The organism is Pseudomonas sp. PLB05 (genome assembly GCF_021106615.1).
GTDB lineage: Bacteria > Pseudomonadota > Gammaproteobacteria > Pseudomonadales > Pseudomonadaceae > Chryseomonas > Chryseomonas benzopyrenica.
Window position 1 is genome coordinate 1286470 of record NZ_JAJOHO010000002.1, and the last position, 23943, is coordinate 1310412.

General features: G+C 67.1%; 17 protein-coding genes and 1 pseudogene. 9 read left to right on the top strand and 9 right to left on the bottom strand.

The features are described from left to right. Positions 1–34: 34 nt before the first annotated feature. The 4 genes from ptsP to LRS53_RS12625 all read left to right on the top strand — a co-directional run bounded on the left by ptsP (position 35) and on the right by LRS53_RS12625 (position 7065). Positions 35–2917: a phosphoenolpyruvate--protein phosphotransferase gene (ptsP, locus tag LRS53_RS12610; RefSeq protein WP_231356087.1), complete on the top strand. Its 2883-nt coding sequence runs from the start codon at positions 35–37 to the stop codon at positions 2915–2917. Further along, entirely contained in the window at positions 2914–3882 is a 969-nt protein-coding gene (gene pfkB / locus LRS53_RS12615) for a 1-phosphofructokinase (RefSeq protein WP_231356088.1), read from the top strand. The genes ptsP and pfkB overlap by 4 nt, the downstream gene beginning before the upstream one ends. Then, positions 3879–5636 (top strand): PTS fructose-like transporter subunit IIB, encoded by a 1758-nt coding sequence (locus LRS53_RS12620; RefSeq protein ID WP_231356089.1) that lies wholly within the window; start codon positions 3879–3881, stop codon positions 5634–5636. Before pfkB ends, LRS53_RS12620 begins: the two co-directional genes overlap by 4 nt. Positions 5637–5709: 73 nt before the next feature. Beyond that, positions 5710–7065 (top strand): chloride channel protein, encoded by a 1356-nt coding sequence (locus tag LRS53_RS12625; RefSeq protein WP_231356090.1) that lies wholly within the window; start codon positions 5710–5712, stop codon positions 7063–7065. A gap of 3 nt (positions 7066–7068) precedes the next feature. On the opposite strand, the pseudogene LRS53_RS12630 reads toward LRS53_RS12625, so the two are convergent. After that, positions 7069–7814 (bottom strand): annotated as a pseudogene (locus LRS53_RS12630) (SDR family oxidoreductase). Positions 7815–7988: 174 nt separating this feature from the next. Here LRS53_RS12630 and LRS53_RS12635 point away from each other — a divergent pair. The 4 genes from LRS53_RS12635 (at position 7989) to LRS53_RS12650 (ending at position 14676) form a co-directional block, all read left to right on the top strand. Continuing rightward, the gene (locus tag LRS53_RS12635; RefSeq protein WP_017640667.1) at positions 7989–10430 is read left to right on the top strand and encodes a glycogen/starch/alpha-glucan phosphorylase; all 2442 of its coding nucleotides are present in this window, start codon (positions 7989–7991) and stop codon (positions 10428–10430) included. 203 nt (positions 10431–10633) lie between these two features. After that, on the top strand, positions 10634–12730 hold the full coding sequence (glgX, locus tag LRS53_RS12640; protein WP_231356091.1) for a glycogen debranching protein GlgX: 2097 nt from the start codon (positions 10634–10636) through the stop codon (positions 12728–12730). A gap of 163 nt (positions 12731–12893) precedes the next feature. Beyond that, positions 12894–13904, top strand: coding sequence for a class 1 fructose-bisphosphatase (locus tag LRS53_RS12645; protein ID WP_007162011.1), 1011 nt, complete (start codon positions 12894–12896; stop codon positions 13902–13904). Positions 13905–14070: 166 nt separating this feature from the next. Then, positions 14071–14676 carry an outer membrane protein gene (locus LRS53_RS12650; RefSeq protein ID WP_231356092.1) on the top strand — a complete coding sequence of 202 codons (606 nt, stop codon included), beginning with the start codon at positions 14071–14073 and terminating at the stop codon, positions 14674–14676. 33 nt (positions 14677–14709) lie between these two features. Here the strand turns inward: LRS53_RS12650 and copD are convergent, their stop codons facing one another. The 8 genes from copD to LRS53_RS12690 all read right to left on the bottom strand — a co-directional run bounded on the left by copD (position 14710) and on the right by LRS53_RS12690 (position 22974). Beyond that, positions 14710–15606, bottom strand: a complete 897-nt coding sequence (copD, locus tag LRS53_RS12655) for a copper homeostasis membrane protein CopD (protein WP_231356093.1) — start codon at positions 15604–15606, stop codon at positions 14710–14712. Between the two features lie 2 nt (positions 15607–15608). Next, positions 15609–15980 carry a copper homeostasis periplasmic binding protein CopC gene (copC, locus tag LRS53_RS12660; protein WP_231356094.1) on the bottom strand — a complete coding sequence of 124 codons (372 nt, stop codon included), beginning with the start codon at positions 15978–15980 and terminating at the stop codon, positions 15609–15611. 33 nt (positions 15981–16013) lie between these two features. After that, complete coding sequence (locus LRS53_RS12665; protein WP_231356095.1) at positions 16014–17804, bottom strand: SulP family inorganic anion transporter; 1791 nt, start codon at positions 17802–17804, stop codon at positions 16014–16016. 211 nt (positions 17805–18015) lie between these two features. Further along, positions 18016–19227 (bottom strand): ammonium transporter, encoded by a 1212-nt coding sequence (locus LRS53_RS12670; RefSeq protein WP_017640661.1) that lies wholly within the window; start codon positions 19225–19227, stop codon positions 18016–18018. A 195-nt stretch (positions 19228–19422) separates the two neighbouring features. Beyond that, positions 19423–20007 carry an IMPACT family protein gene (locus tag LRS53_RS12675; protein ID WP_068383338.1) on the bottom strand — a complete coding sequence of 195 codons (585 nt, stop codon included), beginning with the start codon at positions 20005–20007 and terminating at the stop codon, positions 19423–19425. Continuing rightward, positions 20004–20660, bottom strand: a complete 657-nt coding sequence (locus tag LRS53_RS12680) for a TetR/AcrR family transcriptional regulator (protein WP_017640659.1) — start codon at positions 20658–20660, stop codon at positions 20004–20006. Before LRS53_RS12680 ends, LRS53_RS12675 begins: the two co-directional genes overlap by 4 nt. A gap of 70 nt (positions 20661–20730) precedes the next feature. Next, on the bottom strand, positions 20731–22107 hold the full coding sequence (locus tag LRS53_RS12685) for a nucleobase:cation symporter-2 family protein (RefSeq protein ID WP_231356096.1): 1377 nt from the start codon (positions 22105–22107) through the stop codon (positions 20731–20733). 69 nt (positions 22108–22176) lie between these two features. After that, on the bottom strand, positions 22177–22974 hold the full coding sequence (locus LRS53_RS12690; protein WP_231356097.1) for an outer membrane protein OmpK: 798 nt from the start codon (positions 22972–22974) through the stop codon (positions 22177–22179). Positions 22975–23244: 270 nt separating this feature from the next. On the opposite strand from LRS53_RS12690, the gene LRS53_RS12695 reads away from it, so the two are divergent. Continuing rightward, positions 23245–23622, top strand: a complete 378-nt coding sequence (locus LRS53_RS12695; protein WP_231356098.1) for a hypothetical protein — start codon at positions 23245–23247, stop codon at positions 23620–23622. Positions 23623–23943: the final 321 nt, after the last annotated feature.

Below are 23943 nucleotides of genomic sequence, written 5' to 3' on the forward strand. Positions count from 1 at the left end.
AGGATCAGGCGCGCGGCGCCGGAGGTATCCTTCCATGTTCGAACTCAATGCCCAGCATATCCGCATGGCCCAGCAGGCGCCGGACAAGGCGACCGCCCTGGCCATGCTCGCCGAGTCCCTGGTGACCGATGGCCTGGTCGCCCCGGGTTATCTCGAAGGGCTCATGGCCCGCGAGGCCCAGGGCTCCACCTACCTCGGCCAGGGTATCGCCATTCCCCATGGTACGCCGCAGACCCGCGACCAGGTGCATGTCACCGGCGTGCGGATGATGCAATTCCCGCACGGGGTGGACTGGGGTGATGGTCAACTGACCTACCTGGCCATCGCCATCGCCGCCAAATCCGACGAACACCTGCGCATCCTGCAGCTGCTGACCCGTGCCCTGGGCGAGAGCGACCTGCAACAGGCCCTGCGCGAGGCCCGCGAGCCCCAGCAGATCCTCGACCTGCTGCAGGGGGCGCCCCAGGCGCTGGCGCTGGACGAAGAACTGGTGCAACTGGCCATCGATGCCGAGGATCTGGAAGACCTGGCCTGGCAGGGCGCGCGGATGCTCAAGCACATGGAGTGCGTGGGTGCCGGCTTCGCCGGTGCCCTGCAGGCCAGCCAGCCGCTGCCCCTGGGCGACGGCCTCTGGTGGTTGAACAGCGAGACCGCGGTGAAGCGCCCCGGCCTGGCCTTCGTCACCCCACTGCAGACCTTGCAGCTGCAGGAGCAGCCGGTGCGTGGCCTGTTCTGCCTGGCCAGCCTGGGCGAGGGCCATCGCGCGCTGCTCGAACGTCTCTGCGATCTGCTCGTCGCCGGCCGTGGTCAGGAACTGGCCCAGGCCACCTCCCGCCGCGCCGTGCTCGAAGCCCTGGGCGGCGAAGTCGCCCCCGACTGGCCCAGCGCCCAGGTGGTGCTGGCCAATGCCCATGGCCTGCACGCCCGTCCGGCCAAGGAGCTGGCGCGGCTGGCCAAGGCCTATGACGGCGAGATCCGCGTGCGCGTCGACAACGGCGCCCCGGTCTCCGCCAAGAGCCTGTCGCGGCTGCTGGCGCTGGGTGCCCGGCGTGGCCAGACCCTGGAATTCCTCGTCGAACCCGGTACCCCGGCCGCGGCCGCGCTGAACGATCTGATCGGCGCCGTGCAGGCCGGTCTCGGTGAAGAGGTGGAACCGGTCACCGCCAGTGCCCCGGTCCCCGCCGGTGCCGCCCGGGTCACGGCCATCAGCCTGGTGGACCCTTCCGAACAACTGCCGCTGGCCCCGGGCGATCGCGCTCAGGCCGTGGCCGCCGCCCCCGGCCTGGCCGTGGGCCCGGCCCATGTGGTGGCGCCCCAGCACTTCGACTATCCGGCCACCGGCGCAGGCGCCGCCGCCGAACGCCAGCGGCTGGATGCGGCCCTGGCTGCGGTACGCGCCGACATCGAGGCGCTCATCGCGCGCAGCGAAGCCAGCGCCCTGCGCGATATCTTCCTGACCCACCTGGAGATGCTGGAAGATCCGGATCTGCAGCAGGGCATCGCCGCCCGGCTCAAGGCCAACGCCAGCGCCGCCGCGGCCTGGGACGCTCAGATCGAGGAGGCGGCCAGCCAGCAGGAAGCCCTGCACGACAAGCTGCTCGCCGAACGCGCCGCCGATTTGCGCGACGTCGGTCGCCGGGTACTGGCCCAGCTGTGCGGCGTCGAATCCGCCCGTGAACCCGAAGAACCCTATGTGCTGGTGATGGACGAGGTCGGCCCGGGCGATGTGGCCCGACTGGATCGCGAGCGCGTCTGTGGCATCCTCACCGCCCGTGGCGGTGCCAGCTCCCACAGCGCCATCGTCGCCCGCGCCTTGGGCATTCCGGCCATCGTCGGCGCCGGTCGCCGCGTGCTGGATCTGGCGCCGCGCAGCGTATTGCTGCTGGATGGCGACAAGGGCACCCTGGAAATCGCTCCGGATGCCAGCCGTATCGACGCCGTGCAGCGTGAGCGGGAGGTCCAGGCCGAACGCCGCCGCGCCGCCGAAGCGCGCCGTTTCGAAAGCGCCACCACCCGTGACGGCCACCACGTCGAGATCGCCGTGAACCTGGGCGACACCGCCCAGGCCGCCGCCGCGGTGGAGCAGGGCGCCGAAGCCGTCGGCCTGCTGCGGACCGAACTGGTGTTCATGAGCCATGACAGTGCACCCGACGAAGCCGCCCAGGAAGCGGAATACCGCCGCGCCCTCGATGGTCTGGCCGGCAAGCCGCTGGTGGTGCGTACCCTGGACGTCGGTGGCGACAAGCCGCTGCCCTATCTGCCGCTGCCGCCGGAAGAGAATCCCTTCCTCGGCATCCGCGGGATTCGCCTGACCCTGCGCCGCCCGGAACTGCTGGAAACCCAGCTGCGCGCTCTGCTCAAGGCCGCCGATGGCCGCCCGCTACGGATCATGTTCCCCATGATCGGCCGGGTCGAGGAATGGCGCCAGGCGCGTGACATCCTCGACCGCCTGCGCCAGGAGATCCCCACCACCGACCTGCAGGTCGGCATCATGATCGAGGTGCCCTCGGCCGCGCTGCTGGCGCCGGTGCTGGCTCCGGAAGTGGACTTCTTCAGCGTCGGCACCAACGACCTGACGCAATACACCCTGGCCATCGACCGCGGCCATCCGCTGTTGTCCGGCGAGGCCGACGGTCTGCACCCCAGCGTGCTGCGCCTGATCGACATGACGGTGCGCGCCGCCCATGCCCATGGCAAGTGGGTCGGCGTCTGCGGCGAGCTGGCCGCCGATCCCCTGGCGGTGCCGGTGCTGGTCGGCCTGGGCGTGGACGAGCTGTCGGTCTCGGCCCGCAGCGTGCCGCTGGTCAAGGCCCGGGTCCGTGAACTGGAGCTGCGTCGGGTGCAGTCCTGCGCCGCGCGCGCCCTGGAGCTGGGTACCGCTGCCGAAGTGCGGCAGAGCGTGGAGGCCCTGCGATGAGCCGTATCCTCACCCTGACCCTCAACCCGGCGCTGGACCTCACCGTCCAGTTGCCGGAGCTCAAACCCGGCGCGGTGAATCGCAGCGAGGCGGTGATCGTCCATGCCGCCGGCAAGGGCATCAACGTCGCCCAGGTGCTGGCCGATCTCGGCCACGACCTGACGGTGAGCGGCTTTCTCGGTGCCGACAACGCCGGCGCCTTCGAGGCCCTGTTCGCCCGTCGCGGTTTCACCGACGCCTTCGTGCGGGTGCCCGGGGAGACCCGCAGCAACCTCAAGCTGGCCGAAGCCGCTGGCCGCATCACCGATATCAACGGGCCTGGCCCGGAGGTGTCCGCCGCCGCCCAGCAGGAATTGCTCGAGACCCTGGATCGTCTCGCCCCCGGCCACGATGCCGTGGTGGTGGCCGGCAGCCTGCCGCGCGGGGTGACCCCCGAGTGGCTGGCCGCCCTGGTCGGGCGCCTCAAATCGCTGGGCTTGCCGGTGGCCCTGGACACCAGTGGCGCCGCCCTGCGCGCCGCCCTGGCCGCCGGTCCCTGGCTGATCAAGCCCAATACCGAAGAATTGGCCGAGGCCTGTGGTGCACCCGCCGAGACCGCCACCGAGCAGGCACTGCTGGTCGAACAGCTGCGTGCCCTCGGCATCGAGCACCTGGTGATCTCCCAGGGCGCCGATGGCGTGCGCTGGTATGGCGCCCAGACCCTGGAGGCGCAGCCGCCGAAGGTCACGGTGGCGAGCACCGTCGGGGCGGGGGATTCCCTGCTGGCCGGCATGCTGCACGGCCTGCTCACCGGCCAGTCGCCGGAACGCACCCTGACCACGGCCACCGCCATCGCTGCCCTGGCGGTCACCCAGATCGGCTTCGGCATCAACGATTCCGCGCAACTCGCCACCCTCGAAGACCAGGTGCGGGTACGCGTCCTTCCCGACTTTCCGCTAGAACAAGAATCAGGGGTAACCCCATGAACATCGCCATCGTCACGACCTGCCCGACCGGCATGGTCACCAGCGTGCTCAGTGCGCGCCTGCTGGACGCCGCCGCCCAGCGCCGCGGCTGGACCACCAGCGTCGAGATCCACGACGGCCCCGAGGCCACCCTGCTGACCGACGACCAGGTGGCGCGTGCCGAACTGGTCGTGGTGGTTCATACGGGGGCGGTCGACCTGTCCCGCTTCGTCGGCAAGCGCGTCTATCGTGCCGCGCCGGCCGAAGCCCTGCGCGACGTCGATGCCTTCCTGCAGCGCGCGGCCAGCGAGGCCAAGGTGCTGGAACAGGCTCCGGCGACCAGCGGCGCTGCACCGAGCGCCCCGGCCAGTGCCAGCGAGACGCCGCGGCTGGTGGCCATCACCGCCTGCCCGACCGGTGTCGCCCACACCTTCATGGCCGCCGAGGCGCTGCAGAACGCGGCCAAGAAGCTCGGCTATCGCCTGCACCTGGAAACCCAGGGCTCGGTAGGGGCGCGCAATCCGCTGCCGGCCGAGGCCATTCGCGAGGCCGACGTGGTGCTGCTGGCCACCGACATCGAGGTCAATGTCGAGCGTTTCGCCGGCAAGCGCGTCTATCGCTGCGGTACCGGGGTCGCCCTCAAGCAACCCGAGGCGACCATCAAGAAGGCCCTGGCCGAGGGCGAGACCTTGGCCGGCAGTGCTGCTCCAGCGGCGGGCGAGGGCGCCAAGCCGGCCAAGAAGGAAGGCGCGGGCGTCTACAAGCACCTGCTCACCGGGGTGTCCTACATGTTGCCGATGGTGGTGGCGGGCGGTCTGCTGATTGCCCTGTCCTTCGTCTTCGGCATCGAGGCCTTCAAGGAACAGGGCACCCTGGCCGCGGCGCTGATGCAGATCGGTGGCGAATCGGCCTTCAAGCTGATGGTCCCGGTACTGGCCGGCTATATCGCCTATTCCATTGCCGACCGGCCGGGCCTCGCTCCCGGCATGATCGGCGGCTGGCTGGCGGCCAGTCTGGGCAGTGGCTTCATCGGCGGCATCATCGCCGGCTTCCTGGCGGGCTACGTGGCCAAGGCCATCGCCCAGCACGTCAAGCTGCCGGCCAGCGTCGAGGCGCTCAAGCCGATCCTGATCATCCCGCTGTTCGCCAGCCTCATCGTCGGCCTGGTGATGATCTACCTGGTCGGCACCCCGGTGGCCGGCGCCTTGAGTCGGCTCACCGACTTCCTCAACAACCTGGGTACCAGCAACGCCGTGCTGCTCGGCCTGATCCTCGGCGCCATGATGTGCATCGACTTTGGCGGCCCGATCAACAAGGCCGCCTATGCCTTCACCGTCGGCCTGCTGGCGTCCAAGACCTACGGGCCCATGGCCGCCACCATGGCGGCCGGCATGGTGCCGCCCATCGGCATGGGCATCGCCACCCTGCTGGCGCAGCACAAGTTCGCCCAGAGCGAGCGCGAGGCGGGCAAGGCGGCGTCGGTGCTGGGGCTGTGCTTCATCTCCGAGGGCGCGATTCCCTTCGCCGCCAAGGACCCGCTGCGGGTGATCCCGGCCAGCGTCATTGGCGGCGCCCTCACCGGCGCCCTGGTGATGCTGTTCAACTGCAAGCTGATGGCGCCCCACGGTGGCCTCTTCGTGCTATTGATCCCCAACGCCATCAGCCATGCCTGGCTGTACCTGGCGGCCATCGCGGCCGGCAGTCTGGTGACCGGCGTGATCTACGCGGTTCTCAAGCGCAACGAAGCCGCCACCGAGCTGGTGCCCGCGGCCTGATCCAGAGCCTGGCAACACAGCTGTAACAAGAGGTTACACTGGGAGGTTCCTGCCTCCCGGTGGCCCCTTGTCCATGTCCGATCCCGTCTTTCCCGATACCGATCCCGAAGTCGCCGCCCGCCGTCGGCTGCATCTGCTGCGCCATCGCCAGCGCCGTCGGCTGCGCGAGTGGCGCCAGCGCATCGCCTTCTGGGTCGGCGCGGTGCTGGTGGGTCTGGCCGGTCTGGCCTTCGCCTGGCTGGCCGATGCCTCCTTCGGCCTCTTTCAGAAGATGCTGCAGCACAGTGCGATCTGGCCTTGGCTGGTGACGCCCCTGGGTTTTGCGTTGCTGGTCTGGCTGACGCAAGGCGCGCTGCGCGATGCCCGCGGCAGCGGCATTCCCCAGGTCATCGCCACCCTCGAACGACCCGAAGCGGACCTGCGCGCGCGCCTGCTCGCGCCGCCCATCGCCCTCGCGAAGCTGCTGCTCACTGCCGGTGCCCTGCTGGTGGGCGGCTCGGTGGGGCGTGAAGGGCCCACCGTGCATGTCGGCGCGGCCCTGCTCTATGGCTTCGGCAAGCGCCTCGGGTTGCACGGGCGCCGAACCCTGTCCGGACTCATCCTCGCCGGCGGCGCCGCCGGGATCGCCGCGGCCTTCAACACCCCCCTGGGCGGGGTGGTCTTCGCCATCGAGGAACTCACCCACACCTTCGAGCAGCGCTTCAGCGGCCTGGTGCTGACCGCCGTGCTGCTGGGCGGCATCGTCACCCTGGGCATCGTCGGACCCTACAGCTATCTTGGCGCCCTCGATCTGCACCTGACCTGGGGGCTGGGCTGGATCGGCGTGGCGGTGATCGGCGTCGTCGGCGGCTTGCTGGGGGGCTGTTACGGTCGCCTGGTGCTGCCCACCGACCAGGGCTGGCTGGGGCGCCTGAACGCCCTGCGCGGGCGGCGTCCGGTGGCTTTCGCCGCCGCTTGTGGACTGGTGCTGGCGGCCCTGGGGTTGATCTCCGGTCAGCATGTGTTCGGCACCGGCTACGCCGAAACCCACGCCATCCTGGCCGGCGAACCCGTGACCGGGGGCGACTTCCTGCTGTGGAAATTCCTCGCCAACGTCGTTTCCTACCTCGCCGGGGTGCCGGGCGGTCTGTTCTCGCCCTCGCTAGCGGTCGGTGCGGCCCTGGGGCCCTGGCTGGTCGATTGGCTGCCGGGCATGAGTCTGCCCCAGTGCGCCCTGCTGGGGCTGGCCGCCTACCTGGCCGGGGTCACCCGCACCCCGCTGACCGCCACGGTCATCACCCTGGAGCTGGCCCATAGCCCGGACATGGCGTTGCCGGTGCTGGCGGCCTGCCTGCTGGCCGCTGCCGTCTCCGGCTGGCTGATGCCGGTGCCGCTCTACCATGCGCTGTCGCAGCAGGTGCTCAATGCCCTCACGCCCCGGCGGAACTAGGCCCTAGCGCCCACCACCGATGTCCAGCAGGGCGCCGGTGGTGTAGGAGGCCTCGTTCGACAGCAGCCAGAGAATGCCGGCAGCGATCTCCTCGGCCTCGCCCGCACGTCCCAGCGGGGTGGTCACGCCCAGGCGCTCGGCGCGCCCCGGTTGGCCGCCGCTGGCGTGGATGTCGGTAAGGGTCACGCCCGGTCGCACCGCGTTGACCCTTACCCCGTGCGGACCGAGTTCCTTGGCCAGACCGAGGGTCAGGGTGTCCAGCGCCGCCTTGCTGGCGGCGTAGTCGACGTATTCATTGGGCGAGCCCAGGCGGGCGGCGATGGAGGAGACATTGACGATGGCCCCCCCGTGGCCGCCGCGTTCCCGCGACAGGTGACGGGCCGCCTCGCGGGCGCAGAGAAAGGCGCCGTAGACGTTGACCTCGAACATCCGTCGCAAGCGCTCGGCGCTCATCTCCACCAGCGGCTGCGAGCGGTCGACGATGCCGGCGTTGTTGACGAAGCCGTCCAGCCCGCCGAAGCGCTCCACCGTGCGCTCGAAGAGCGCCACCACCTCGGCTTCATCGGCGACGTCGGCGCGCACGGCCAACCCTTCCGCGCCCAGGGCTTCGATCTCGGCCAGGGTGGCCTGGGCCGCGGCCTCGTCCTGGCGATAGTTGAAGGCGACATTCCAGCCGCGGGCGGCGGCGCTGAGGGCCGTGCACGGCCGATACCGCGACTCGCGCCGGTGATGAGCAGGGTCTTGCGCATGATGGAAACCTCGGTCCAGAGAGAAGGGAGGGGTAACGTCTAACCGTCTGATGGGTCGAAAAAATGCTTGGACGTCCCCTTCGTTTCGCCTAAAAGTAAGGCGAACGGCACGCGCCGCATTATCCGCGGCCACTTCGCGATCTGATTCCTAAGCGCTTGCAGAGGTCAATCCTGATGACGAGACCCCGCTTCATCTCGCCCAACGAAGTTTCCGCGCTCCGTACCAACATCCTCTCCAAGCTCACCTACGCCGTCGGCAAGGATCCCGACAACGCCCTCGATCACGACTGGTTCCAGGCCACTGCCCTGGCCGCCCGGGACTACATCGTCGACCGCTGGATGAGTCGCACCCGCGATGCCTATCGCACCGGCCAGAAGCGGGTTTACTACCTGTCCCTGGAATTCCTCATCGGTCGGCTGCTGATCGACAGCCTGTCCAACCTCGGCATCCTCGAAGAGACTCGCCGCGCCCTGGCCGACCTGGGCGTCGATCTGGAACGCATTCGCGGGCTGGAGCCGGACGCCGCCCTGGGCAACGGCGGCCTGGGTCGCCTGGCCGCCTGCTTCATGGAGAGCATGGCTACCCTGGGCATCGCCAGCCATGGCTACGGCATCCGCTATGAACACGGGCTGTTCCGCCAGGTGATCGCCGATGGCTTCCAGCTGGAGCAGCCGGAAAACTGGCTGGATTTCGGCAACCCCTGGGAATTCGAACGCGCCGAAGTGGTGTACGAGATCGGCTTCGGCGGCCATGTCGCTCCCTATGGCGAAGGCGATCCGCGGCGCCAGGTGTGGACGCCCGGCGAGCGCATCCGCGCGGTGGCCTACGACACCCCGGTGATCGGTTGGGGCGGGGAGGGCGCCAATACCCTGAGACTCTGGCGCGCTCGGCCACTGGAGATCCTCCACCTGGAAACCTTCAACGCCGGCGACCATGTCGGCGCCGTGGCCAACGAGGCCCGCGCCGAGAGCATCTCGCGGGTGCTCTATCCGGCCGACAGCAGCGAAGCCGGCCAGGAGTTGCGCCTGCGCCAGGAGTATTTCTTCGTCGCCGCCTCCCTGGCCGACCTGACCCGCCGCCACCTCAAGCAGCACAACGACCTGCTCAGCCTGCCCGAGCACGTGTCCATCCAGCTCAACGACACCCACCCGGCCATCGCCGTGGCCGAGCTGATGCGACTCCTGGTGGACATCCACGGCATTCCCTGGGACGCCGCCTGGAGCACCACCGTCGGCACCTTGAGCTACACCAACCACACCCTTCTGCCCGAGGCGCTGGAGACCTGGCCGGTGCAGCTGATGGAGCGCCTGCTGCCGCGGCACATGCAGATCATCTACCTGATCAACGCCCAGTTCCTCGACTCCCTGCGCGCCCGCGGCGAGACCGATGGCGCCATGATCTCCTATGTCTCCCTGATCGACGAAAGCCAGGGTCGCCGGGTGCGCATGGGCAACCTCGCCTTCCTCGGTTCCCACAGCATCAATGGCGTCTCCGGGCTGCACACCGACCTGATGCGCAAGACGGTCTTCCGCTCGCTGCACCGCCTCTATCCGGATCGCATCAACAACAAGACCAATGGCATCACCTTCCGCCGCTGGTTGCACCAGGCCAATCCGGCGCTCACCGACCTGCTGGTGGATACCCTCGGCCAGGGTGTGCTGCACGACCCGGAAAAGACCCTGCCGCAGCTCAAGCCCTATGCCAATGACGCCAACTTCCGCGAGCGCTTCGCCCTGCAGCGCCAGCGCAACAAGGACACCTTCACCAGTCTGGTGAAGCAGCGGCTGGAGATCGATCTCGATCCCGGCGCGCTGTTCGATGTCCAGATCAAGCGCATCCACGAGTACAAGCGGCAGCTGATGAATCTGCTGCAGACCATCGCCCTCTACCAAGCCATCCGCGACAACCCGAACGGCGACTGGACGCCCCGGGTCAAGATCTTCGCCGGCAAGGCCGCGGCCAGCTATCACCAGGCCAAGCTGATCATCAAGCTGGCCAACGACGTGGCCAAGGTGGTCAACAACGATCCCCTGACCCGCGACCTGCTTAAGGTGGTCTTCCTGCCCAACTACAATGTCAGCCTCGCCGAGGTCATCATCCCGGCGGCGGACCTGTCCGAGCAGATCTCCACCGCCGGGATGGAAGCCTCGGGCACTAGCAACATGAAGTTCGGCCTCAATGGCGCTCTCACCATCGGCACCCTGGACGGCGCCAACGTGGAGATGTGCGAGCTGATCGGGGAAGAACACATGTTCATCTTCGGTCTCAAGGCGGCCGAGGTGGAGGAGCGCCAGCGCAGCGGTGGCATCTCCTCTGACATCATCGAGAATTCGCCGCGCCTGGCGCAGGTGCTGTCTGGTTTGCGCGCCGGCCAGTTCTCGCCCGACGAGCCGGCGCGCTACAACAGCCTGCTCGACGTCCTGACCTGGCACGATCGCTTCCTGGTGTGCGCCGACTTCGACGCCTACTGGGACGCCCAGCGCCAGGTCGAGACCCGCTGGCAGCAGCCGGACAAATGGTGGCAATCGGCGGTGATCAACACCTCCAGCATGGGCTGGTTCTCCTCGGACCGCACCATCCGCGAATACGCCACGGAGATCTGGAGGGCGCTGTAGTCGTTATAGGGTCTATCGCGGCCATGGGCCGCTCCTACATGGCATCCGTAGGAGCCGCCCATGGCCGCGATCATAGAGCGGAGCGGCCGTCTCGGCAGACCGCCATGGCTGCGATCACCTACCCCCCCCATGGAGAACCCCCGCCTTACACGACGTCTACATCCTTGCAGCATCCGCCCCACACGCCTGTCACCGGAGTCCCCATGCCCCGTACCTCCACCCGCCTCGAAGCCGGCAATCCCGCCCATTACGGCGCTACCATCGTCGACGGCGGGATCAACTTCGCCGTCTGGTCCCCGGCCGCCGAGGCCGTCGACCTCTGCCTCTACGATGCCAAGGGAGAGGCCGAGACCCAGCGCCTGGCCTTTCGCGAACACGAGGGCGGCGTCTGGCATGGTTTCCTACCTGGCGCCCAGCCCGGGCTGAGGTACGGCCTGCGCGCCCACGGCGCCTACCGTCCCCAGGACGGGGTCAGATTCAATGCGCACAAGCTGCTGGTGGACCCCTGGGCCCTGGCGGTGGACCGGCCCTTCCAGCTGCACCCCAGCACCTATGGCTTTCACCCCGAAGACCCCAACCGCCCGGACGAGCGCGACAGCGGTGCCCATGTTCCCAAGGCCATCGTCCTGCCTCCCGTCGACGCCCTGGCGCCTGCGCCCAAGCGACGCGATGCCGGGCTGATCTACGAATTGCACGTCCGCGGCCAGACCAAATTGCATCCGAAGGTCCCGGCCCGCCAGCGCGGCACCCTGGCGGCGCTGCGGCATCCCGCGCTGATCGAACACTGGCAGCGCCTCGGCGTCACCACCCTGGAGCTGCTGCCCATCGCTGCCTGGGCCGACGATCGGCATCTGCCCGCCCTGGGGCTGGCCAACTACTGGGGCTACAACCCGGTAGTCATGGCCGCCGTCGATCCGCGCCTGGCCGGCCGCGATGCCCTGGGCGAATTACGCGAGACGGTGGCCATCCTGCAGGCGGCCGGCTTCGAGGTGCTGCTCGACGTGGTCTTCAACCATACCGGCGAAGGTGACGAACTGGGCCCCACCTTCAATCTGCGCGGCCTGGATAACGCCGGCTACTACCGCCTGCAGCCGGACGATCCGGCGCGCTATATCAACGACATGGGCTGCGGCAACTGCCTGGCGCTCTACAGCCCGCCAGCGCTGCGCCTGACCCTGGACAGCCTGCGCCATTGGGTCACGGCTGCCGGCGTCGATGGCTTCCGCTTCGACCTGGCGCCCGCGCTCGGTCGTCTGGAAAGCGGCTTCGATCGCGATGCACCACTGCTCCAGGCCCTGGCCCAGGATCCGGTGTTGCGCCAGGTGCGGCTGGTGGCCGAACCCTGGGACATCGGTCCCGGTGGGCATCAGGTCGGCGCCTTCCGCGCGCCCTGGCAGGAATGGAACGACGCCTTCCGCGACGACGTCCGCCGCTTCTGGCGCGGTGACGAGGGGCTGCGTGGTGCCCTGGCCACCCGCCTGGCCGGTAGCGCCGATCTCTTCGGCGCCGGCGATCGCCTGCTGCGCACCAGCGTCAACTTCATCACCGCCCACGACGGCTTCACCCTGGCCGACCTGGTCAGCTACGCCGAGAAGCACAACGAAGCCAACGGCGAAGGCAATCGCGACGGCACTACCGACAACAAGAGCTGGAACAACGGCGTCGAAGGCCCGAGCGACGATCCGGCCATCCAGGAGGCCCGCGCCGCCGACCAGCGTGCCCTGCTGGCGACCCTGATCCTCGCCGGTGGCGAACCCATGCTGACCGCCGGCGACGAATTCGGCCGCACCCAGCAGGGCAACAACAATGCCTATGTACAGGACAACGAACTGTCCTGGCTGGACTGGCAGCAGGCCGCCAGCCCCGCCGGACAGCGGCAGAGCGCCTTCGTCGGTCGCCTCATGGCGCTGCGCCAGCAGTTGCCGGCCTTGCAAGCCCAGCGACTGCTGGGCCGCCCCGATTCCCGTGGCTGGGTGAGGATCGAATGGCTCGATGCCGACGGCGCAGCGATGGACGACGGGCGCTGGCAGGCCGGCGGCAGCCTGCCGCTGAGCCTCACCCTCGAAGCCCTCGATGGCGAAGACCAGGCCCAGGCCGCGCGGATCTGGCTGGCCTTCCAGCCACGTCGGGAGGAAATCGACCTGCGCCTGCCCCCGTCACGTGACGGACATCACTGGGTGGTACAGCTGGACAGCCGTCAGCCTGAACTGGAACCCGACTCGGCAGTCTACCCCAGCGCCGAAAATCTCCGTGCTGGTCGAGGCGTACTGCTGGCCGTGGAGACCCCGGACGCGCCCTAGGTGTGCGTTCCCTGTCGGCCGCCGGTGTCCAGCGTCTCATCACCCCGTTGATGAAACCGGAATCGGCACTGGCTGGCAGACCTGGCCTGACGGTCCGCTCTGCTTGAGACGGAGCTTGAGCTTTGGCGCTACACTCGCGCCCATCATTACAAGGAGCACCGCGATGTCCCGGATATCCCTCAGTCGTTACCTCATCGAGCAGACCCGCAGCCACAAGACCCCGGCCGACCTGCGCTTCCTCATCGAAGTCGTGGCCCGGGCGTGCAAGCGCATCAGCTACGAGGTGTCCAAGGGGGCGCTGGGTGGCGTGCTCGGCAGCATGGGCACCGAGAACGTCCAGGGCGAGGTGCAGAAGAAGCTGGACGTGCTGTCCAACGAGATCCTGCTGGAAGCCAACGAGTGGGGCGGCACCCTGGCCGGCATGGCCTCCGAGGAGATGGACCAGGTTCACCAGATCCCCGGTCACTATCCCAAGGGCGCCTACCTGCTGATGTTCGACCCGCTGGACGGCTCGTCCAACATCGACGTCAACGTCTCCGTCGGCACCATCTTCTCGATCCTGCGCAAGGACTTCGTCAGCAGCACCACCGGTGACGTGACCGAAGAAGCCTTCATGCAGAAGGGCACCGAGCAGGTCGCCGCCGGCTACGCCATCTACGGTCCCCAGACCATGCTGGTGCTGACCCTGGGTGACGGCGTCAAGGGCTTCACCCTGGATCGCGAACTGGGCAGCTTCGTGCTGACCCACGAAGACATCACCATCCCCGAGACCACCGCCGAATTCGCCATCAACATGTCCAACCAGCGCCACTGGGAAGCCCCGGTCAAGCGTTATGTGGACGAGCTGCTGGCCGGCAAGGAAGGTCCCCTGGGCAAGAACTACAACATGCGCTGGATCGCCTCCATGGTGGCCGACGTCCATCGCATCCTTACCCGCGGTGGCATCTTCATGTATCCCCGCGACGCCCGCGAGCCGGAAAAGCCCGGCAAGCTGCGCCTGATGTACGAGGCCAACCCCATGTCCATGCTGGTCGAGCAGGCCGGTGGCGCCGCCACCAATGGTCACCAGCGCATCCTCGACGTCCAGCCCGACGGCCTGCACCAGCGGGTGGCGGTGTTCCTGGGCTCCAAGGAAGAAGTGCAGCGCGTGACCGAGTACCACCGTCAGCGTTGATTCCAGAAACCGGGCCGCCTGCAACGGGCGGTCCGGTTCACGCTTGCGTCCTGCCTCAGCGTTCAGCTTCGATTCAGTCTCCTTAATCCTGCGCTAATCCGCCTCCGCCGAAGATGGCCGCGCAGCCGGTCGGGCTGTATTCGCATCGCGTGAGGAGCTTTTCACCATGAACGCCCTGAAATCCCGTGTCGTCCTCTTTGGCCTGCTGGCCCTGGCCAGCCATCAGGCGTTTGCCGCCGATACCCAGAACTTCGCCGGCCTCACCTATGGCAAGAGCTATGACAACTTCAGCAACAGCCACGCCCTCGACCGCAACTTGAACAGCCCCGATACCGACGGTGCCCTCGACGGCAGCAATACCTGGGGGCTGCGTCTTGGCCAGCAGAACACTGCCGGTCGCTACTACGCCACCCTCGACCAGGCCAGTGGCAGCAGCGCTGGCCTGAGGCTCAAGCAGCAGGATCTGACTGGCAGCTACGATGCCTTCTATCCCCTGGGCCGCAATACCAAGCTGTTCGGTGGCGGGACCCTGGGCGTCGCCCGGGTCACCCAGGACGGTTCCAGCTTCGGCCACGACAGCGACCTTGGCTATGTGGCCGGGGTCCAGGCCGGCATCCTGCAGCAGGTCAACGAGCGCACCTCCCTGGAAGCCGGCTATCGCTACCTGCGCAGCAACGCCAAGCCGGACATCGACCAGGACGGCAGCAAGCTCGGTTCGAGCCAGCTCGACAGCAGCAAGGAAATCTACCTGGGCATGAACGTCTACTTCTGAGGCAGGGCCGGGGCGACAGCGGTCGCCCCGGTTTCAGCTATAGGGATCCAGGCCGGAGAAGGCTGCCACCAGTGCCACGGCAACCACCCCCAGGGCGATCTCTACGGCGGTGGCCTGGCGCAGCAGCTGCCATGTTCGGGGCCCTCGTCCCAATCGAGGCACCAGCAGGTAACGATTGGCCAGGGCCAGGGCGACCATGATCGCCACGGCCAGCACCTTGGCCAGCAGCAGGCCGGAGTAGGGCGTCAAACGCAGCAGGCCGTCCGGCCCGAGGATCAGCAGGCTGTTGAAGGCACCGCTGAGCAGCGCCAGCGCCACGCTGATCTGCCCGGGCAGGGAGTAGCTGCGCAGCAGCTGCTGGGCGTCATCCCTCAGATTGGCCGGTGGCCGTCCCAGGCACAGCAGCACCCCGGGCAGGCTGCCCAGCCAGAGCCCCGTGGTCAGCAGATGCAGTGCCTGATTCAGCTGATGCACCCCGCCAAGCCAGCCGGCCGTCGCGGCGGCATGGCCACCCAGGGCCAGACTGGCCAGCAGCAGGCCACTGAATCCCCACAGCCAGTGGTTGCTGCGGACCCTGGGCCCCACCAACAGCCACAGGGCCAGCAACAGGCCCAACGGCAGTTGCCAGCGCCAGCCGTGGCCGGCCGCTGTGCCCAGATAGAGTTGCCACAGGGGCAGGTTGAAGGCATCCGCCCAGCCATCCCCCACCAGCGCTGCCTGCAGCGGCAACAGGCTCAGCACCCCGAGCAGCAGTAGTGCTCCCAGCAGGCGGGCGGTGGACTGTGCCCGTTCCAGCAGCCAGAGACGCAATGCGGGTCGACCCAGCCAGAGTGCCAACGCCAGATAGCCCCAGGTCAGCAGCAGCGGCAGCAGGAAAAGGGTACGGGCGAGGGGACTCCAGGCATCGGGCGTCGCCAGTGTGCCGTCCATCCTTACTGGACGGTGAAGCGGTAGTCGCCCTGGGTCTTGTGCCCGTCCTTGGCCAGCACCCGCCATTTCACCTGGTAGCGACCTGGTTCCAGCGGCGCCTCCAGAGGGACGTCCAGGGTGCGTTCGTCGCGGCCGGGAATGACCTTGCCGGTGGTGATCGCCGTGCCGGCCTGACCATCCAGCCGTTGCAGCTGCACCTGACTCAGGGCGGCTTCGATCCCCTCGGAAAAGCTCAGACTCAGTTGCTTCGGTGCCGGGCTGGTGCTGTCGGGCGCGGGCTCGGCGCTCTTGAGATGGCCGTGGGCCAGGGCCAGCCCCGGCAACAGCAGAGCGGTCAGGGTGAGGCGGCGAGCGAGACGCAGGACAGCGGTCATGGAGATCTCCAGCAGCAGAAGGAAACCGCCAGCTTAGCAGTCTGTTCGGGCAGCGTCCGCGCCTGGCGCCTGCTCCGCCGCGCGCGCCGCGCACTCGACGAAGGTCCGCGCGGTGCAGCTGCGGCAGACCTCCGGATCCAGCCGCGGATAGATGCTGCGCAAGGCCTGATCCTTGGACGAGAAGATATGGCCTTCGCCCAGCTCCTTGAGAAACCCGGTCTTGGCGAACAGCTGCAGCACCGGCGTGCGCGGACGATGGAAATAGAGATCGCCGCCCTGGGCCCGGCGCTCGCGCCATTCGCGCCGCCACAGGTCGTTACCGGCCAAATCGATGAAATTCATGCTCTTGGTCATGAACAGCGCATGCTTCTGGCCGGGTTGGGCGCTGCGAAAGCCGTCCAGCTGATCGCCCACATGGGGCACCGCGCCAAAGAACACCGAGCCTTCCACCCGCACCAGCTTGAGTTGCGGACACTCCTGCGCCGGCTGGCCCAGTTCGTCCAGCGGGGTGAAACGACGCCCGGGGGTGCGGGGGTCCGGCACCAGCGGGCGGATCGCCGGGTGCGAGGTGCGATAGAGATAGGCCACCAGGGACACCAGGGTGCCCAGCAGGACGGCGCGGTCCAGCGGGATGGTCAGGGTCGCCAGAAAGGTCACCCCGGCCACCAGCGCCTCGGTACGGCTGACCTTCAGCACCTCGCGCCAGCGACCCAGGTCCAGCAGGCCGCGTGCCACCAGCAGCAGGGTGGCGGCGATGGCCGCCAGCGGAATGGCAGCGATCAGGGCACCGCCGAAGGCCACCAGGGCTACCACCAGCAGGGCGGCGAACACCGCCGCCATCGGCGTACGGGCCCCAGCTTCGAAATTGGGCATGGAGCGATTCAGCGAGCCGCAGGACACATAGGCCGAAAAGCAGCCGCCCACCAGGTTGGCCAGGCCCTGGCCACGGAATTCGCGATTGACGTCCAGCCGCTGCCCGGAGCGCTGGGCCACCGCCTTGGCGATCGACAGCGACTGCCCGAGGGCCACCAGGGTCAGGGCCACAGCGATCCCGGAGAGATTGCCCAGATCCTGCAGGGTGACGTCGGGCAGATGGAAGGGCGGCAGCGCCGAGGGAATCCGTCCGACCGTAGCGATCCCCTGGACCGCGCCCGCCACGCTACGCTCCAGGATCCAGGCGCTCAGGCAACCAGCCAGCAGGCCCAGCAGCATGGTCGGCCAGCGCGGGCGCAGTCGGCGCAGCAGCAGGGTGGCGACCAGGGTCACCACACCGATCACCAGCGAGGGCCAGTGAATCGCCAGGGGATGGGCGAGCACATAGCCAAGCACGCCAAAGGCCGAGGTGCCCAGCGGCGGCGACAGCCCGAGCAGGTCCTTGAGCGAATAGAGCCCGATCAGCACGGCGGCGCCACTCATGAAGCCGAGCAGCACCGAGGGCGAGATGAAGTTGGCCACCGCGCCGAGGCGCAGGGCACCGACCGTCAATTGCAGCAGGCCGACCAGCAGGGTCACCGCCAGGGCCAGATCGATATAGGGACCAGAGCCGGCGAGCGCCAGCGGTGACAGCGCTGCCAGCAGGGCCAGGGAGTTGGCGTTGGTCGGACCGGTCACCACATGGCGACTGGAGCCCGCCAGGGCAGCAACGATGCAGGGCACCACCGCGCCATAGACGCCATACTGCGGTGGCAGTCCGGCCAGGGTGGCGAAGGCCACGCCCTGGGGCAACGCCAGCACCGCGCCCAAGAGACCCGCACCCAGATCCGCCTTCAGGGTGGTGCGGTCCACCTCGCGCAGCCAGGGCAGCAGGGTCGAAAGGGCGGGCATGGAGCGCTCCTGGGGAAAGGGTCGCCTACTCTACCGACTCCGCTCGCCAGTGGGCTACCTGAGTCCCGCCGTCTCCGGTCTCTCCCACGACACTGGCTGTGTGTTCATTTCTTCACCAGTCGCCGCCAGACCGGTCCCTGTGGCGTTCTCGTGACTTCATGCACGGGTTATCCACATCACTGTGCACGGTCCCTGTGGGTAACCTGGGCGGCTAGCCGTCGTGACTGTTGGCGGCGATGCGATGGATCGACAGGTCGGCGCCCTGGTATTCCTCTTCCTGACTCAGACGCAGACCCAGCACCGCCTTGAGCAGCCCGTACACCGCCAGGCCACCGAGCAGGGCGACGACAATTCCCAACCCGGTGCCGGCCAGCTGCGCCAGCAGACTCACTCCACCCAGACCGCCGAGCGCGGTCTGGCCGAACAGGCCGCAGGCGATGCCGCCCCAGGCGCCGCAGAGGCCGTGCAGCGGCCAGACCCCCAGGACATCGTCCAGCTTCCAGCGTGTCTGCACCGCGGTGAAGGCCCAGACGAACAGGGCTCCCGCCACCAGGCCGGTCCCCAGCGCCGCGATGGGATGCATCAGATCGGAGCCCGCGCAGATGGCGACCAGGCCCGCCAGGGGGCCGTTGTGCAGGAAGCCGGGATCGTTGCGTCCCAGGAGCAGGGCGGCAGCCGTCCCGCCGACCATGGCCATCAGCGAATTCAGGGCCACCAGGCCACTGACGCCGGCTAGGCTCTGGGCGCTCATCACGTTGAAGCCGAACCAGCCGACGATCAGGATCCAGGAGCCCAGCGCCAGGAAGGGAATGTTCGACGGCGGAAAGGCCACCAGCCGACCTTCGCGATAGCGACCCTGACGGGGGCCCAGCAGCATCACCGCTGCCAGCGCCAGCCAGCCGCCCATGGCGTGCACCACCACGGAGCCGGCGAAATCATGGAAGCGCGCACCGAACAGCGCTTCGAACCTATCCTGCAGGCCGAGATTGTTGTTCCACATCAGTCCTTCGAAAAACGGATAGACGAAGGCCACGATCAGCGCGGTGGCGCAGAGCTGTGGCACGAAGCGCGCCCGTTCGGCGATGCCGCCCGAAATGATCGCCGGAATGGCCGCGGCGAAGGTCGCCAGGAAAAAGAACTTCACTAGTCCGTAGCCGCTGTCGGCAGTCAGCACCTGGGCGGGGGCGAAAAAAGTCACGCCATAGGCTATCCAGTAGCCAACGAAGAAGTACACCAGGGTGGAAATGGCGAAGTCGGCGAGGATCTTGGACAGGGCGTTCACCTGGTTCTTGTGCCGCACGGTGCCGGCTTCGAGAAAGGCGAAACCGGCGTGCATGGCCAGCACCATCACGGCGCCCAGCAGCAGGAACAGGGTATTGGCACTGTGGACCAGGGTCGCCACGGCAGAAGGCAATTCGTTCATCAGGGCAGTCGTCGCAAAGGGTTGCACCAAAAACATGCCTGGCGGCTGTCTGATGCGCGTTTTTGGGGCGCCTGGCAGCTCTCGGCAGGTTCAGTCTTGCCGCCAGACAGAGCGCAACGGCGGATTGGCGCAGGGATGCGCCAGGGCGGTGCGAATCAGAAGGGCGTGCACCACCAGACAGCAAAGGTCGTGCCGCTAAAGCGCGCGCAGGACGATACGGCCGCTGCTCAGGTTGCTCAGCAGGGTCGCCACCTCGTCGCGCCGTTGCGGCTCCACGGCAATCCGCAGGGCGATTTCCAGCGCCTGGTAATCCTCTTCGAGCACCAGCACCGCCAGGCCCGCCAAGCGGGCCTTGATCAGCGGCCATTCCGCATAGGTACAGGCGAAGCCATAATCCTGCCGCACCACCAGCGGCTGCTTGGCCGCCTGCTGCAGGCAACGGGCGGCGCAACCGCCATAAGCGCGTACCAGGCCACCGGTACCTAGCTTGATGCCGCCGTACCAGCGGATGACTACCACCACCACCTGGTCGCAATCCTGCCCCTCAATGGCGGCCAGGATGGGCCGGCCCGCCGTGCCGCCGGGCTCGCCGTCATCATTGAAGCGGTATTGATTACCGAGCTTCCAGGCCCAGCAGTTGTGGGTCGCTGTCGGCACGCTCACGCGCTCGATGAAAGCCATGGCCGCCTCCACCGTGGTGACGGGTGCGGCGAGGGCGAGGAAACGACTCTTGCGCACCTCTTCTTCGAAGGCGGCATCCTGGATCAGGGTAAAGGTCATGGTGCCTGGAGACCCAGTCCCTTGAGGATGACATGGGTCAGGGTCCGCGCCGCCTCGTCGAAATCCTGCCGGGTCAGACGGGTGCGACCGGTCACCTGGCAGATCTGGCTGGCGAAATCGGCATAGTGCTGGGTGCTGCTCCACAGCAGGAAGATCAGATGGACTGGATCCACCGGATCCAGCTTGCCGGCCGCGATCCAGGCCTCGAATACCGCCGCCCGGCTGCGAAACCAGGTCTGGTAGTCCTGATCGAAATACTCGTACAGGCAGTGACCGCCGCCGATGATCTCCATGGCGAAGATCCGCGAGGCCAACGGCTGGCGCCGCGAGAACTCCAACTTGGCGCGGATATAGCGGCTCAGGGCCTCGGCGGGGTCGTCTTCCACGGTCAGGTGGTTGAAGGTGCTGTCCCAGAGTTCGAGGATGTTGCCCAGCACCGCCATATAGAGGCCGAGCTTGTTGTTGAAGTAGTAATGGAGATTGGCCTTGGGCAGCCCGACGCGTTGCGCGATGGTGTTCATGCTGGTGCCCTTGAAGCCATGGCGGGCGAACTCCTCCTCCGCCGCGCTCAGGATCGACTCCTCATTCTTCTGCCGGATGCGTCCGGCCGGCTTGTCCTGGCCGGCGTGATGGGCGGGTACGAGAGGGGTCATGACAACTGCAGGATCCAAAGGCGCGGCAGGCATCAATAGCGTACCCGCCGCCCTGGGCACAAGGGCTCTTTTACCGGTGTGGCGCTGGCGAGCTGCATTCCATCACCGCGGCGCGGCGCTCCTCGGGCAGCAACAGGTTGAGCAGGATGGCGGTGATGCCGCCGCTGGTGATCGCGGTGTCGAAGAGATTCTTCACCAGTGGCGGCAGTTGATCCAGCAGCGTCGGCTGGCTGGCGATACCGAGACCCACGCCAAGGGAGGTGGCGATGATCAGCAGGCTGCGGCGATCCAGGGTGCAGTGCGCCAGCAGCCGTATCCCAGCCGCGGCGACACTGCCGAACAGCACCAGGGTCGCACCGCCCAGCACCGGCTTGGGAATCTGCTGCAGGACGGCGCCCAGCACGGGGAACAGGCCCAGCACCAGCAGGATGGCGCCTATCCAGTAGCCGACATGGCGGCTGGCCACGCCGGTCAGCTGGATCACCCCGTTGTTCTGCGCGAAGGTAGTGCTGGGAAAGGTATTGAAGGTGGCGGCGAGCAGGCAGGCGACGCCATCACCCAGGACCCCGCCCCGCAACCGTCGCAGATAGCCCGGGCCTTCGATGGGCTGCCGCGAGATCAGGCAGTTGGCGGTCAGGTCGCCGGTGGTCTCCAGGGTGCTGATCAGATAGATCAGCGCGACCGGTAGGAAAGCCGACCAGTCGAAGGCGAAGCCGAAATGGAAGGGGAGGGGGACGCTGACCAGAGGCAGGTCCGGCAGCGGCTGAGGTTTCAACAGGCCGCAGGTCCAGGCGGCGAGGGAGCCCACCAGCAGGCCGATCATCACCGCCGACAGCCGCAACCAGGGTCGCCGTGACAGGTTCAGGCCGATGATGACCACCAGGACCAGGCCGCCGAGGGCCAGGTTGATCGGCGCGCCGAAGTTGGTGGCCTTGGCGCCCCCGCCGAGATCGGTGACGCCCACCCTGATCAGGCTGATGCCGATGAGGGTGATGACGATGCCCGTCACCAGTGGCGTGATCACCCGGCGCAACAGGCCCAGGCAGCGACTCAGGCCGATCTGCACGAAGGCGCCAAAGAAGCAGACGCCAAAGATCATCGCCAGGATGTCCTCCGGTGTCCCGCCGCGCTGCTTGACCAGCATCCCGGCTGCCAGCACCGCGGACAGAAAGGAGAAACTGGTGCCCTGCAGGCAGATCATGCCCGCCCCCAGCCCACCGGCACCGCGGGCCTGCAGAAAGGTGCCGACGCCCGACACCATCAGCCCCATGCTGATCAGGTAGGGCAGGTGCTCGTGCAGACCCAGAGCCCCGGCAATGATCAGCGGTGGAGTAACGATCCCCACGAAACTCGCCAGGACGTGCTGCAGGGCAGCGCAAAAGGCAGCGAACGGGGCCGGACGTTCGTCCAGGCCATAGAGCAGATCATCGCGGACGGGACTGGTCATGGTGATTACCTCGCGGCGGCGCTGCTGGCCTGGAAAGCGACCGCAGCGCCGCAAGTGGGTCTGGCCGGACTAGAACTGATACTTCACCAGGAAGCTGAAAACGCTCTGGTCGGTACGGAATCCCTCGCTGTCCTTGATGCCGTACTTGTCCGACCAGTAGTCATACTCGGTACCCACATAAAGGTGCTTGGCCTCGTAACCCATGGCCTTGCCCAGGTCGTACTTGACCTGTGGATTGAAGTGCAGGTTGGCGTGGTAGCTACCCTTGTTGTTCATCACCCAGTCCATGTAGCCATCGATGAGCAGATCCGAATTGCCCAGGGGCAGGGTGTAGGCCCATACCGGCGTGAGCTGCCAGGCACCCGAGGGCGCACTGCCGCCATCCGGCTTGCGGTAATAGAAGTTCAGCTGGAAGTAGTCGAAGCCCGGCACCTTGAGGTCGAAACCCGGACCGACCAGGTAGTTGCGCTGATCACGGCCGGCGCCCTCGCCATCGTTCTGGTCGTATTCCAGGGTCGTGGCGAGCAGCACATCGGTGACCGGGCCAAAGGAAAGATCCCGGCCGGACAGCTTGCCAAAGGACAGTCGTGGACTGAGTTCGCCATAGAAGCCTTGATGGCCGTCGCTGGCATTGGTCGCGCCGTTGAACCAGATGCTGTCGACGAAGAGGAAGAGGTCGCCCCAGATCCAACTGCTGGCATGCTCGAAGGTGACGGTCTGCTGGATACGGGGATCGACCCGGAAATCCTTGCCATATAGATAGGTGAGGCTTTCACCGTGCCACAGCAGTGGACTGTCTGCGGCGTTGGCTACACCGGCTGTAATCAGGCTCGTGGTCAGCAGCGCGGTGGTTAGGGTCTTGCGCATGTAGGCTCCTGGAAGTGCTTTTTCGTTATGTACAGCGTTCGCCGTGCTCAGCAAGATCGACGCCAAGCTCCGGTGGGCGGGCGAAAATAGTTATTTTTCAACGCCTTGTATAAGGATTCTGGAAAATTTCAGATGCCTGGCGTGGCACCAAACCTGACCACTTGCTCAGTTTTCGTGCCCTGAAGCGGCGCCTGAAGCGGTCCTGCTGCGAAACAGCGCACGGCAGGCTGCGCAGTGCTAAGGTGCTTGGCGACCCCGCAGGAGATAGTCATGAAGTTGCTTATCGGTGTGCTGACGGCCTTACTCTGCAGCTCTTTCGCCTCGGCTCAGGTCCCCCAGGGCGGAACAGGGCAGCCGGGCATCCTCATGATCACCCGCGGCGACGCCTACTCAGGGTCCGGATGCGATATAGGTCTGATGATCCAGGGGCGACTGGCCGGCACCCTCATGGCGGGTCAGAGTGCTTCCTTCAATCTGCCGCCTGGCGAAATCGCCGTGAGTCTTACCTCTTCCGGTCCGGGCAGTTGTGCAGCACCCATGGCGAGCAGCATCTCCCAGTCCATTCTCCTGACGCCCGGCGAGATCAAGCAGTACCGGATCATCGCGACCGAAGCGGGTTATCGCCTGGCGCCCATCCCGCTTTATTGAAGTTTCTTGAAATAACCTGTTGACCTGCCTCGAAACTCCCCTATAATGCGCCCCACTTCCGGCGCAGACGCTGAAGCGGCTTGAAAATCAAGCACTTAGGTCTGGGCCGGGCGAGGGGTCCACGGATTCTTCGCCATTTGGCTCTCACCTCCGGGTGATGACGAAATGAAGCAGAGGGGGTTGACAGCGTCTTAGGATGCTGTAGGATTCGCCTCCCGCTGCCGAGATTGGTTAGACCGGTCAGGCAAGCGCAAGTGGTTGAGTTGAAACGAAAAAGTTCAAATCAACGCTTGACAGGATGTGAGGACAGCGTAGAATGCG

What these genes read in the sequence shown, in the direction of transcription:
- LRS53_RS12680 (WP_017640659.1), bottom strand. Translation starts at nt 20,660, where the DNA reads ATGACCCCTCTCGTACCCGCCCATCACGCCGGCCAGGACAAGCCGGCC.
- LRS53_RS12645 (WP_007162011.1), top strand. Translation starts at nt 12,894, where the DNA reads ATGTCCCGGATATCCCTCAGTCGTTACCTCATCGAGCAGACCCGCAGC.
- ptsP (WP_231356087.1), top strand. Translation starts at nt 35, where the DNA reads ATGTTCGAACTCAATGCCCAGCATATCCGCATGGCCCAGCAGGCGCCG.
- LRS53_RS12670 (WP_017640661.1), bottom strand. Translation starts at nt 19,227, where the DNA reads ATGAACGAATTGCCTTCTGCCGTGGCGACCCTGGTCCACAGTGCCAAT.
- LRS53_RS12620 (WP_231356089.1), top strand. Translation starts at nt 3,879, where the DNA reads ATGAACATCGCCATCGTCACGACCTGCCCGACCGGCATGGTCACCAGC.
- LRS53_RS12665 (WP_231356095.1), bottom strand. Translation starts at nt 17,804, where the DNA reads ATGCCCGCCCTTTCGACCCTGCTGCCCTGGCTGCGCGAGGTGGACCGC.
- LRS53_RS12675 (WP_068383338.1), bottom strand. Translation starts at nt 20,007, where the DNA reads ATGACCTTTACCCTGATCCAGGATGCCGCCTTCGAAGAAGAGGTGCGC.
- LRS53_RS12685 (WP_231356096.1), bottom strand. Translation starts at nt 22,107, where the DNA reads ATGACCAGTCCCGTCCGCGATGATCTGCTCTATGGCCTGGACGAACGT.
- LRS53_RS12635 (WP_017640667.1), top strand. Translation starts at nt 7,989, where the DNA reads ATGACGAGACCCCGCTTCATCTCGCCCAACGAAGTTTCCGCGCTCCGT.
- copD (WP_231356093.1), bottom strand. Translation starts at nt 15,606, where the DNA reads ATGGACGGCACACTGGCGACGCCCGATGCCTGGAGTCCCCTCGCCCGT.
- glgX (WP_231356091.1), top strand. Translation starts at nt 10,634, where the DNA reads ATGCCCCGTACCTCCACCCGCCTCGAAGCCGGCAATCCCGCCCATTAC.
- pfkB (WP_231356088.1), top strand. Translation starts at nt 2,914, where the DNA reads ATGAGCCGTATCCTCACCCTGACCCTCAACCCGGCGCTGGACCTCACC.
- copC (WP_231356094.1), bottom strand. Translation starts at nt 15,980, where the DNA reads ATGACCGCTGTCCTGCGTCTCGCTCGCCGCCTCACCCTGACCGCTCTG.
- LRS53_RS12690 (WP_231356097.1), bottom strand. Translation starts at nt 22,974, where the DNA reads ATGCGCAAGACCCTAACCACCGCGCTGCTGACCACGAGCCTGATTACA.
- LRS53_RS12625 (WP_231356090.1), top strand. Translation starts at nt 5,710, where the DNA reads ATGTCCGATCCCGTCTTTCCCGATACCGATCCCGAAGTCGCCGCCCGC.
- LRS53_RS12695 (WP_231356098.1), top strand. Translation starts at nt 23,245, where the DNA reads ATGAAGTTGCTTATCGGTGTGCTGACGGCCTTACTCTGCAGCTCTTTC.
- LRS53_RS12650 (WP_231356092.1), top strand. Translation starts at nt 14,071, where the DNA reads ATGAACGCCCTGAAATCCCGTGTCGTCCTCTTTGGCCTGCTGGCCCTG.